This window comes from Xanthomonas hortorum (assembly GCF_024339125.1).
Classification (GTDB): Bacteria; Pseudomonadota; Gammaproteobacteria; order Xanthomonadales; family Xanthomonadaceae; genus Xanthomonas; species Xanthomonas hortorum.
In genome coordinates, this window is record NZ_CP101417.1 from 1,635,747 (window position 1) to 1,648,000 (window position 12,254).

The 12,254-nt window shown below is 64.9% G+C and carries 8 protein-coding genes; 3 read left to right on the forward strand and 5 right to left on the reverse strand.

The genetic code is table 11. The features are described 5' to 3' along the window. Genes NMB96_RS06905 through NMB96_RS06920 form a run of 4 tightly spaced genes read right to left on the reverse strand, consistent with a single transcriptional unit; the run spans position 1 to position 7,068 of the window. Positions 1–1,695 carry a glycoside hydrolase family 43 protein gene (locus NMB96_RS06905; protein WP_043889934.1) on the reverse strand — a complete coding sequence of 565 codons (1,695 nt, stop codon included), beginning with the start codon at positions 1,693–1,695 and terminating at the stop codon, positions 1–3. Beyond that, on the reverse strand, positions 1,695–2,954 hold the full coding sequence (gene manD, locus NMB96_RS06910) for a D-mannonate dehydratase ManD (protein ID WP_023905719.1): 1,260 nt from the start codon (positions 2,952–2,954) through the stop codon (positions 1,695–1,697). The genes NMB96_RS06905 and manD overlap by 1 nt, the downstream gene beginning before the upstream one ends. Before the next feature lie 11 nt (positions 2,955–2,965). Further along, positions 2,966–4,930, reverse strand: a complete 1,965-nt coding sequence (locus tag NMB96_RS06915; RefSeq protein ID WP_255086558.1) for a sialate O-acetylesterase — start codon at positions 4,928–4,930, stop codon at positions 2,966–2,968. Continuing rightward, on the reverse strand, positions 4,927–7,068 hold the full coding sequence (locus NMB96_RS06920) for an alpha-glucuronidase family glycosyl hydrolase (protein ID WP_425520920.1): 2,142 nt from the start codon (positions 7,066–7,068) through the stop codon (positions 4,927–4,929). Before NMB96_RS06920 ends, NMB96_RS06915 begins: the two co-directional genes overlap by 4 nt. Positions 7,069–7,298: 230 nt before the next feature. Between NMB96_RS06920 and NMB96_RS06925 the strand changes: the two genes are divergently transcribed. After that, positions 7,299–8,372, forward strand: coding sequence for a LacI family DNA-binding transcriptional regulator (locus tag NMB96_RS06925; protein ID WP_162498396.1), 1,074 nt, complete (start codon positions 7,299–7,301; stop codon positions 8,370–8,372). Between the two features lie 69 nt (positions 8,373–8,441). On the opposite strand, the gene xylA is transcribed toward NMB96_RS06925, so the two are convergent. Beyond that, positions 8,442–9,779 carry a xylose isomerase gene (xylA, locus tag NMB96_RS06930; RefSeq protein WP_255086560.1) on the reverse strand — a complete coding sequence of 446 codons (1,338 nt, stop codon included), beginning with the start codon at positions 9,777–9,779 and terminating at the stop codon, positions 8,442–8,444. 327 nt (positions 9,780–10,106) lie between these two features. Between xylA and ttcA the strand changes: the two genes are divergently transcribed. Both ttcA and NMB96_RS06940 read left to right on the forward strand, forming a co-directional pair. After that, entirely contained in the window at positions 10,107–11,021 is a 915-nt protein-coding gene (gene ttcA, locus NMB96_RS06935) for a tRNA 2-thiocytidine(32) synthetase TtcA (RefSeq protein WP_255086561.1), read from the forward strand. 63 nt (positions 11,022–11,084) lie between these two features. Continuing rightward, positions 11,085–11,990, forward strand: coding sequence for a recombination-associated protein RdgC (locus tag NMB96_RS06940; RefSeq protein ID WP_255086562.1), 906 nt, complete (start codon positions 11,085–11,087; stop codon positions 11,988–11,990). The last annotated feature ends 264 nt before the right edge of the window (positions 11,991–12,254 follow it).

Here is a 12,254-nt window from a genome sequence, read left to right on the forward strand (position 1 = left end):
TCAGTCCTCCTTGGTGCGGTCCGGTTCCAGCTGGGCAAAAGGCCCGATCATGCTGCCGACGAAGCCGCCGACCTGTGCGGTGCTGAGCATGCCCGCATCGTCGTTGCGGCGTAGCGATTGCCAGCCGCGACCATCGGCGTCGAAGGCGAAGCTGTAGGCGCCGCCGTCGCCGCTGATCTGCAGGCGCAACTGTGTGGTTGCTGGTACACGTGTGCGTGCGAGCGTGGTGGTTTTGTCGCCATCGCGCTTGTCGAGAAATACTTCCAGCGCGTCGCCATTGCGTCGCACGCCCAACGCATACCACGCATTGGAATTTTGAAAAGCGGCAAGCCCGGCACTGACGCCAGCCTGGGTGGGCGCAGTCAATGCAGTGCTTGCAGTGAAGCGCGTGTGTTGCTGGCGCCGCGCGAGGAAGGCCGGTGTGGCGGTGCTGTCCAGGCCGTGTGCGCTGGCATGCAGCGTCAACCAACCGGTACGTGCGCGTAGATCGGCCACATCCTGTTTGGGCACACGCAAATAGAGCCACTCGCGCTGTAGCGAGGTGCTGGCAAAGTCATCGCGCCAAGTGAAGTTGCCCGACAACGGCGCTTGATCGGCCGGTGTCTTCCCGCCGCGCGGGCTCTGTGCGTGATACGGAATCGGCTCGCCTGCCGGCAGGATCGACGGCCAGCCATCGTGCCATTGCACCGGCAGCAAAAAGGTTTCGCGCCCGGTGTGGTAGCGCTCGCCCGCATACGGGCGGCTGGCCAGAAACACCGCCCACCATTGCCCGTCCGGCGTGTCCACCAGATCCACATGGCCGGCGTTGCTGATCGGGTGCGTGCGTTCGGCCGGCAGGTCGCGTTGGGTCAGGATCGGATTGTGCGGCGAGGGCTCAAACGGCCCCCACACAGTGCGGCTGCGCAGCACCACCTGCGAATGCTGCGGCCCGGTGCCGCCTTCGGCACACGAGAGGTAATACCAACCGTCGTGTTGATACAGATGCGGGCCTTCGATCCAGATCGGCTTGCTGGCCAGATCCACCCCACCGTTGAGCAACACCTTGCGCGGGCCGACCGGTTGATTGTTGGCGAGGTCGAAGCGCTGCATCCAGATCGCGCGATGGCCTTCGTACAACGGCGTGCCTTCCGGCGGGCCGTTGTTGAGCAGGTAGGCGCTGCCGTCGGTATCGAAGAACAACGACGGGTCGATGCCGTTGATGCCCGGCAACCACGTCAGTGCCGACCATGGGCCGGCGGGATCGCGGGCGCTGGCGATGAAGTTGCCACCGCTGTCGACCGAGGTGCCCACCACATAGAAACGCCCGGCATGATGACGAATGCTGGCGGCGAACATGCCCCGCGAGACGCCCAGGCCATCGTAATTCAACTGCTCACGGCGCTCGACCACGTTGCCGATCTGCGTCCAGTGCACAAGATCGGTGCTCTCGAACACCGGGATCGCCGGGAAATACGCAAAGGTGGAATTGACCAGGTAGTAGCGCTCGCCCACGCGCGTCACGCTGGGGTCCGGGTAGAACCCGGCCAGCACCGGGTTGCGGTAATGGCCGGCCGGCAATGGCGTGGCGAACACCGCATCCTCGCCACGATACTCGAACCAATCGAAGGCGACATCGGCTTGCGCTTGCGCCTGCACAGTCGCAGGCGTGGCCACGGCAATCAGCAGTGTCGCAAGCACGGCCGGCAGCAGGCGCATCACCAATTCCACATCGCGCCGTCTTCCAGGCGCGCAACCGGCAACTGCTTGGGCACGTAGGGATACTTCGCCGCCAGGGCTTCGTCGATCTCCACGCCATGCCCGGGTGTTTCGCCGCAATGCAATCGACCATCGCGGAACACGTAATCGTGCGGAAAGACCGCATTGGCTTCGTCGGAATGGAACATGTACTCCTGGATGCCAAAGTTGGGCACCCACGTGTCGAAGTGCAACGCCGCGCCCATGCACACCGGCGACAGATCGGTGGCGCCGTGGAAGCCGGTACGCACCTGATGCAGCGCGGCGAAATCCGCCAGCCGCCGCACATGGGTGATGCCACCGGCGTGGACAATGGTGGTGCGGATGTAGTCGATCAACTGCTGCTCGATCAGATGCTTGCAATCCCAGAGCGAATTGAACACCTCGCCCACCGCCAGCGGTGTGACTGTGTGCTGGCGGATCACCTCGAACGCACGCTGGTTCTCGGCAGGCGTGGCGTCTTCCAGCCAGAACAGCCGGTACGGCTCCAGATCGCGGCCCAGGCGGGCGGCCTCGATCGGGGTGAGCCGGTGATGCGCGTCGTGCAGCAATTCGATTTCATCGCCGTGGTCGCTGCGCAGCTGCTCGAACAGCTTGGGTACCACGCCGAGATAGCGCGGGGTGGACCACACCGTTTCGGTCGGCAGTTCGCTTTCGGCAGGTTCGTAGGGTTTGCCGCCGCTGGAGATGCCGTAGGTCTTCTTGACGCCGGGCACGCCGCACTGCGCGCGAATCGCGATAAAGCCGAGCTCGCGAAAACGGCCGACTTCCTCGCTGGTTTCGGCGATATCGCGGCCATTGGCATGGCCGTACACCAGCGCGCCTTCGCGCGAGCGCCCGCCGAGCAACTGATACAACGGCATGCCAGCCATCTTGCCCAGGATGTCCCACAGCGCCACATCCACTGCGGCGATCGCGCTCATCGTCACCGGGCCGCGCCGCCAATACGCGCCGCGGTAGAAGAACTGCCAGATGTCTTCGATACGGCCCGCATCGCGGCCGATCAGGTTCGGCACCAGGTGTTCCTGCAGATACGCCGCCACCGCCAGTTCGCGGCCATTGAGCGTGGCATCTCCCAAGCCGGTGATGCCTGAGCGCGTGCGGATCTTCAAGGTGACGAAGTTGCGGCCCGGGCACGTGACGATGACGCGCGCCTCGACGATCTCGCGATCGCGGGCCGAGCCTTGCAGCGGAGCAGGGGAGTCGGGAGTCTGTGACATCGGGGTCTCGCTCATGGGGAAGAAGCGGCAGTGACGGGGAGTTCGAACGGGCCGGCGGGCAGGCCTCTGCGGTCATACAGCGTGCAGACCGGGCTGTCGGCCCAGCAGTAGCGCACGCGTGTGGCATCCAGGCCGGCAGGGATGCGCACGCCGATGGCGCGCTCGCGCAAGGTGGCGGCGGCATAGCGGCAACTGCCGGGTGCAGCACCACACACTTCGAAGCCGATCGGTGCACCGGCGCTGTAGCTCAGCAATGCGGTGTCGACGTCGTCGAAGTCGATGCGCAGTGCGTCGCCGTCACGCCGCACGCTGCGTGGTACCGGTCCGGAGGGCGCAATCGCATCGCCATACACCACATGTCGCGCCGCACGCGCCAGGCGCCGGCCCAGTTCCTGCTTGTTGGCCGGATGGATGTCGTAGCGGTCGCCGATATCGATGGCCACCGCCAGGCCTGCATGCGCATCGTTGGCAACGAAGCGGCGCTGTGCCTCGCGCAGTTGCGCCCAACCGCTTTCGACCGGCTGCGTGGGCGGCGCGCCATAGTTGGCCAGTTGCACGATCAGCAGCGGCAATTGCGCACCAAAGCGTTGCCGCCAATCGCGTTGCCATGCCGTGAGCAAGGCCGGGTAATGTGCTGCATCGCCAGCATTGGATTCGCCCTGGTACCACAGCACGCCACGCAGGCCGAGCTGGCCGAGCGGAGCGATCATGCCGTTGTACAAGGTGGTCAGCCCGGCCGCCGACGACCACGGTGCGCGCGGTGGCGAGCCCAGTTGCGGCGGCACGATGCGGTACTGCCAGGGCGCGGCCAGCGCTAGCGTGCTGCCATCGGCAAACTGCAGCGCACGCGATTGCGCATCGCCCAGCAGCCCACCGCGCCGATAGGTATTGAGCACATTGAGCACGACGCTGTTGCGCCCGGCATGCAGGCGCCCGCGCGGCAAGCTGTAGAGACGCGGCTGATCGGCGCCGTAACTGCTGCCCACGCCGCGCCCGTTGACCCAGGTCTGGTCCAGCTCGTCCACCGGCCCGAGCAACAAGGTGGCGTCCTGTGCGGCCTGCGCCTCGGTCACCTCGATGCTGGTGCGATACCAGACCATGCCGTTGAAACCGACCAACTGCGGCACGCCCCAGTCGTCCCATGCACCCAGCGCGGCCGGTGCTGTTTGCCACGTGCCCGGCGCATCCGGTTGCCAGGGCTCGCCTTCACCGTGCGCATGCCACCACGTCTCCCACAGCGCAGCCCACTGCGGCGCGGCATCCACCGGGTCGCGTGCGTAACGGGCCAGCACATCCAGTGCCGCGCCATCGTCCCCTGCAGCACGCAGTGCTTTTTCGCCGATCCAGGCCTGTAGTTGCGAGCCGCCCCACGAGGCGTTGATCAAGCCCATCGGCACATCGACGGTCTTCTGCAACTCACGCGCGAAGTAGTAGCAGGCCGCAGAGAAGTCCTTCACTGTCTCCGGCGTGGTGAGCTGCCACGCCGCATTGCTACCGAAGCTGCGCTGCGGCGTCGGGCTGGATTGCGCCGGCACCTTGAACAAGCGAATGCGCGGGTTGTCGGCATCGGCGATCTCGCTGCGCGAATCCAATGTGCGATGCACCTGCAATTCCATATTAGATTGGCCCGAGCACAGCCACACATCGCCGATCAGCACGTCGTTGACCCGCTGTGCCACGCCCTTATTCATGCGCGCGCTCAAGGTATACGGGCCGCCAGCGGCGTGCGCAGGCAGGCGCGCTTGCCAATGGCCTTGCCGGTCTGCACGCGCCTGCACTTGCTGCGCGTCCAGTTGCACGCTCACGCGCGCGCCTGGGGCCGCATCACCCCACACCCGGATCGGCGCATCGCGCTGCAGTACCACATGCTCCTGAAACAGCGCATGCAGCAGCGGTGCATCGGCTGCATGCGCGATGCGTGGTAGCAGCGATGCCGATAGCGTGGCGATGACCACGGCAAAACCACGCAGGCTCATTTCGGATTCCCCGGCGCATACGGAAATTTCAATGCCTGGTAATACGTCAACGGATGCGCCGGTGGCGCCGTGCCGGCAGGCAACGGCCGACCGGACACGCTCTGGAAGTAGGCGATACTGGCATCACGCCACCACTGCGCCTCGTCCTGCTGGATCGCCAGGAAGTTCGCCACCTGCTGATACCGCGGCGCATCGATCTTGCCGGCCAGCCCCTGCCAGGTGGCTCGCATGGCACGCACCTCGTCCACGCCGTGGTCGTAATGCCAGACCAACTCGTCCCACAACGGCCGCCCGGAGGCCATGCGGTGGTCCCAGGGCACATGGTGGAACCACAGCAGATCGCGCTCGGGCACGCGCTGTACATCGCCGAACATGCGCGCCACCGGCTTCGTGTATTGCGCCACCGCATTGCTGCCGCTGGCACTGCGGTCGAAGCCAATCCCGTTGCGGTCGGCGCGGTGGTAATACACCGGGTCCCAATCCGGGCGCTCGCTGCCCGCATCCCACGGTGCCGGGCCGTAGTGATGGCCACGTCCCATCAGATGATGCAGGCCGAGCGGGGTCATGTAGTCCACCACCGCTTCGCGCGAGCGCAGCATCATGTCGACCACGGGCGTGACCACGGCAGCATCGTTGGAGAACGTCATGCGCACCCATTCCTGCGCGATCGTCTGCGGCGACAGGTCCGGGTTCCAGGCCAGCCGCCCGTACGCATACCAGTTGGCCTGATCGAAGATCGAGCCGCTCCAGTTGCGGTCCGCGCCGATGTTGGCCACGCCGGCAATACCGGTCAACCGCGTGCGACCGGCATCCTTGAACAAACTGCCATCCACGGTCTTGGCCACGGTCGAGCCCTTGCCGCGCGCATAGGTATCGGCCTGCAGGGTTTCGGCAAACAGCGTGCCCAGGTAGGCCAGATGCGTCGAAAAGCCCAGATACTCCTTGGTGATCTGAAACTCCGGCATCAACGGCGTCTTGCGCATTGCGCCGAACAGCGGATGGAACGGCTCGCGCGGCTGGAAGTCGATCGCGCCGTTCTTGACCTGCACGATCACGTTGTCGCGAAATTTTCCATCCAGCGGCACGAACTCGCTATACGCCTGCTTGGCGCGATCGTCCGGCTGCTCATGCGAATAGACGAACGCGCGCCACATCACCACACCGCCATGCGGCGCCAGCGCGTCGGCCAAAAGATTCGCGCCATCGGCATGGCTGCGCCCGTAATCCTGCGGGCCGGGCTGGCCTTCGGAATTGGCCTTGACCAAAAATCCGCCAAAATCCGGAATGCGTGCGTAGATCTCGTTTGCTTTGTCGCGCCACCATTGCTGCACCTGCGGATCCAGCGGGTCGGCGGTCTTCAGGCCGCCGATCTCGATCGGCGCACTGAAGCGCGCGCTGAGAAACACACGAATGCCGTACGGCCGAAACACCTTGGCCAGCGCCGCGGCCTTGTCCAGGTACTGCGGCGTCAGGCTCCATGCCTTGGCATTGACGTTATTGAGCACAGTGCCATTGATGCCCAGCGAGGCATTGGCGCGCGCGTAGTCGGTGTAACGCGGGTCCAGATAGCCGGGCAGGGTCTGCCAGTTCCATAACGAGGCACCGGCATAGCCACGCTCGACCACGCCATCCAGGTTGTCCCAATGATTGAGCATGCGCAGCTGCAGACGCGGCCACTCGCGCACATCCAGCGCGGCGAGCGATTGGTCGGTCTGCAGCAATCGCAGGAAGTGGAACGCGCCGTACAACGCGCCGATGTCGCTGCCGCCGACGATGGCGGTGATGCGATGCCCGCCCACGCTGACGCTGCGAATCAGATACCCCTCGCGGTCCAGGTGCGCGGTGTCCAGCTTCAATGCAGCGATCTGCGGCGCTGTGGCGGCACCCAACACAATCGCACCATCGCGGGTCACGGCATCGGCCGGATGCGGCGCGCTGCCAAGCAGGCCCGACAGTCCGCGCTGCAACTCGTCTCGCGCTGCGTGCAGGCTCGACGAGTCGCCAGCGACGATCAATTCGCTCGCGCTATCACGCAGCTGCGCTGCATTGGCCAGCGGTTGGTAGCGCAACCATAAATCATAGCCATCGTCGGCTTGCGCACTGGTACTGGCCAGCGCCAAACCGCACAGCAGCAACATGGCCAGCAACCACTGCCATGAGAACGCGCGGCAATCCGCGACGCGGCGACCAGTCAAACATCTGCTCATGCGGCATGCTCCATCGTCGCGAACGCACGCAGCCGTGTATCGCCGCTGTGCCTGCTTCCCGGTACCATGCCTCGCATCGTCACGCACGCATGCGGCGCTTGCGTTCTCCCCGCAGCATGTGTGCATCGTGCAGGTTCGCCACCCACTTGAAGAGGCCACGCTTGGAGAAGGTCAGGAAATCGGTCCGCCGCACCAGCCGCGCGATCACCATCAATGAGGTGGCGGCGCTGGCGAAGGTCTCGCCGATGACGGTCTCGCGCGTGGTCAACAACAACGGCAGCGTGCGCGATGCCACCCGTGCGCGCGTGCTGCGCGCGGTGGACAAGCTCGGCTATACGCCCAACCTGGCCGCCAGTGCACTCGCCGCCGCGCAAAGCCTGCGTATCGCGTTGATCTACAGCGACCCCAGCGGCGCGTATTTGCGCGAATTGTTGCTGGGTGTGTTGCGGGTGGCCTCGCGCACCTCGATCCAGTTGGTCATCGACTGCTGGGACGACCTGGATGCCGATGCCGAACGCAAGGCCGCACGCAAGCTCGCCAAGGGCGTGGCTGGGGTGATCCTGCCGCCGCCGCTGTGCGAATCCAGAGCTGCGGTCCTGGAACTGGTGCGCGCCAAGGTGCCGGTCGTGGCGATCGCCTCCAACCATTTCAGCCCGGATGTGGCCTGCGTGCGCATCGACGAATTCGCCGCTGCCAAGGAGATCACCGAGCATCTGATCGCGCAGGGGCATACCCGCATCGGCTACATCGCCGGGCATCCCAATCTGTCCGCCAGCGCACGCCGTTTCGAAGGCTTTCAAGCAGCGCTGTCCGATGCCGGCTTGCGCCTGGATCGGCATCTGGTGCAGCCGGGCGACTACACCTACAAATCGGGTCTGGTCGCTGCGGAAAAACTGCTGGCGCGCAAACGCCGCCCCAGCGCCATCTTCGCCAGCAACGACGATATGGCCGCCGCTGCCATCTCGGTTGCGCATCGGCGCGGGCTGGATGTGCCGCGCGATCTGTCGGTGGTCGGTTTCGACGATACTTCTGCCGCCACCGCAGTGTGGCCCGAGCTCACCACCGTGCAGCAGCCCATCGCCGCCATGGCCGACGCCGCACTGGATATCCTGTTGAAGACGATTCGTGCCAAGGAGCGTACGGCGAAGATGGTCGATCATGTGGTCGCGCACCTGCTGGTCAAGCGGGATTCGGTAGCCGCACCGGCGGCGCCGGATGCAGCAGAACAACCGTAACGCTGCGCGCTTTTAAGCGCGCAGGCAGTAGGTGATCGCCTGCGTGTGCAGACGATCATCCGCACAGCATCAACGCGTCAGATACTGATTGATCAGGTTCTCGTAGGCTTCCTGGCGGCCGCTGAGTTGCTTTGGCTCATTGCCGGCCGCATGTTGGGCCACGTCCACCAATGTGCTGGTGCCATCGGCAAATGCCGCACCGGCGCCGCTGTCGAAGCTGGCGTAACGCTCTGCGCGCCATTGCTCCAACGGCGAGGACGTCAGCAACGCATTGGCCACTTCCAGCCCGCGTGCGAACGCGTCCATGCCGCCGATGTGGGCCAGGAACAGATCCTGCGGATCGGACGATTCGCGGCGCACCTTGGCATCGAAATTCAGCCCGCCCGGTGCCAGCCCGCCCTGACGCAGCACCACCAGCATCGCGCCGACGGTGTCGTAGAGATCAGTCGGGAACTGGTCGGTGTCCCAGCCGTTTTGCGGATTGCCGCGGTTGGCATCGATGCTGCCGAGCAGGCCGGCATCGCTGGCAACCTGCAGGTCGTGCTCGAAGCTGTGGCCCGAGAGCGTGGCGTGGTTGGCTTCGATATTGAGCTTGAAATCCTGGTCCAGGCCGTGCTGGCGCAGGAAGCCGATCACCGTGGCGCTGTCGAAGTCGTACTGGTGCTTCATCGGCTCCATCGGCTTGGGCTCGATCAGGAAATTGCCTTTGAAGCCGATCGCACGCCCGTAGTCGCGTGCCAGGGTGAGGAAGCGCGCCATGTTGTCCTGCTCGCGCTTCATCTGGGTGTTGTGCAGGCACGCATAGCCTTCGCGGCCGCCCCAGAACACGTAGTTTTCGCCGCCCAACTCGACGGTGGCATCGATCGCCGCCTTGACCTGCACCGCTGCACGCGCCACCACGTTGAAGTCCGGGTTGGTCGATGCACCATTCATGTAGCGCGGGTGCGAGAACAGATTCGCGGTGCCCCACAACAGCTTGACGCCGGTGTCGGCCTGGCGCTGCTTGGCGATGCCGACCATGTGCTTGAGATTGCGCTCGTACTCACCGATGTCGTCGGCATCCGGCGACAGATCGATATCGTGGAAGCAGTAGTACGGCACGCCGAGCTTGGTGAAGAATTCGAACGCGGCATCGGCCTTGGCTTCGGCACGATTGAGCGCGGTAGCGCCCACATCCCACGGATACGCACGCGTGCCCGGGCCGAACGGATCGGCGCCATTGCCGCAGAAGCTGTGCCAGTAGGCCACCGCAAAGCGCAGATGCTCGGCCATGGTCTTATCGCCGATCTGCTTGTTGGCGTCGTAGACCTTGAAGGCCAGCGGGTTATCAGAGTCGCGGCCTTCGAAGCCGATCTTGCCGATGCCGGGGAAATATTCTTTCGCGCCGATGTAGACGGTGTTGCTCATACGGTCGAACTCCTGCAAATGTTAGCGCTACCAAAATCGCGACTGAAAAAAGCCGCGCCATGCAGCGAAGCTGAAGATGCCATGCCGATCCCGAGTGAAGCGGTCTGCAGGACTTTACCCAGCCCGGCGCAGAAAGGCTTGCTGCGCTGCGAGATGTCCGCCGTGCAACCGGCCTCCCGGCGCACCGCGCAGCCGTGATGGGCTCGCTAACCATGCGGCACGGCGAACGACCGCAGCACGCCCCACCTACAAGCAGCTGACCGCTCATTCAGCCGCACGCGCCGTGCTCCGGCCCGCCGCGCGCGGGGCAGCTACAATGGCCGGCTTATGACCGCTGTCCTGCCGCTGCCGCAACCCCTGGCCGACCCTGCGCCGCGCGACCCGCGCCAGCGGTTGCAGCGTGAGCAGCTGCGCCTGGGTAAACGCCTGCAGCGCCAGGTGGGTCAGGCGATTGCCGATTTCGGCATGATCACCGCCGGCGACAAGATCATGGTGTGCCTGTCCGGCGGCAAGGACAGCTACACCTTGCTGGACATGCTGCTGCACCTGCAGCGCAAGGCGCCGGTGCCGTTCACCCTGGTGGCGGTGAATCTGGACCAGAAGCAGCCGGACTTTCCCGCGCACGTGCTGCCGGGCTACCTCCGCGATCTCGGCGTGCCATTCGACATCGTCGAGCAGGACACCTATTCGGTGGTCAGCCGGGTGATTCCGGCCGGCAAGACCATGTGTTCGTTGTGCTCGCGGCTGCGGCGCGGCGCGCTGTATGCCTACGCGCAGGCGCATGGCGTGACCAAGATCGCGCTCGGCCATCATCGCGACGACATCGTGGCCACGTTCTTCATGAACCTGTTTCACCACGCCCGGCTCGCGGCGATGGCACCCAAGCTGCGCAGCGACGATGGCCAGCATGTGGTGATCCGCCCGCTGGCCTATGTGCGTGAAACCGACATCGCCGCCTACGCGCAGGCGCGCCAGTTCCCGATCGTTCCGTGCAACCTGTGCGGCAGCCAGGAAAATTTGCAGCGCCAGCAGGTCGGCCGCATGTTGCAGCAGTGGGATCGCGAGCAGCCCGGACGGGTCGAACAGATTGCCCGCGCGCTGGGGGATGTGCGGCCCGAGCAACTGGCCGACCGCACGCTGTTCGATTTCCTGTCGCTGGGCCGCCGCAATGAGGCAGCACCGCCCGATCCCGACTCCAACGCCTGGCTCGCCGCAAGCGATATCACACACGACAGCGACTGACGCGGCCCGTCCGGCCGCCGTCGGTCTTCCACCCTCCACGTTTCCTCCTCTTCGGTCTTACGCATGTTCTTTCGCAATCTCACCTTGTTTCGCTTTCCGACCACGCTGGATTTTTCCGAAATCGACACGCTGCTGCCGCAAGTGCAGCTCAAGCCGGTCGGCCCGCTGGAAATGAGCTCGCGCGGTTTCATCTCCCCGTTCGGTCGCGATGAGCAGGAAGTGCTCTCGCATCGTCTGGAAGATTTCCTCTGGCTCACCGTCGGTGGCGAGGACAAGATCCTGCCCGGCGCGGTGATCAACGATCTGCTCGAGCGCAAGGTCGCCGAGATCGAAGAGAAGGAAGGCCGTCGCCCCGGCGGCAAGGCCCGCAAGCGTCTCAAGGACGATCTGATCCATGAGCTGTTGCCGCGCGCCTTCGTCAAGAGCTCGCGCACCGATGCCATCCTGGACCTGCAGCACGGCTACATCGCGGTCAACAGCTCCAGCCGCAAGAGCGGCGAGAACGTGATGAGCGAGATCCGCGGCGCGCTCGGCAGCTTCCCGGCGCTGCCGTTGAATGCCGAAGTCGCACCGCGCGCCATCCTCACCGGCTGGATCGCCGGCGAGCCCTTGCCCGAAGGCCTGAGCCTGGGCGAAGAATGCGAGATGAAGGATCCGATCGAAGGCGGCGCGGTGGTCAAGTGCCAGCACCAGGAACTGCGCGGTGAGGAGATCGACAAGCATCTGGAATCCGGCAAGCAGGTCACCAAGCTGGCGCTGGTGCTGGACGACAACCTGTCGTTCGTGCTCGGCGACGATCTGGTGATCCGCAAGCTCAAGTTCCTCGACGGCGCACTGGACCAGCTCGAACACAGCGAAGACGACGGCGCACGCGCCGAACTCGACGCCCGCTTCGCGCTGATGAGCGCCGAAGTGCGCCGCCTGTTCCTGCTGCTGGAAACTGCGTTGAAATTGAGCAAGGCCGAGTAACAGAAACTTCGAACAGCGGCGTCGTAGAAGTGGGATCCGACGTTTAAATCAAACGCCTGGGTGGTCGAGGGCGCGGTGCCCTCACCACTTGCGGGACACGCCGTGAATCCGTCCGTGGAGGCTCAGTGGCGGCATCCATGCCGCCACATGGTCCCGCAAGCGGTGAGGACACCGCACCAGGGGATTAGTCGGCTGTTTTCTTAAAAGCTTGCCCCTTGCTCGGCTTGTTTTGGGAAGTTGAGCGGACGCGCCGTTATTTAAACA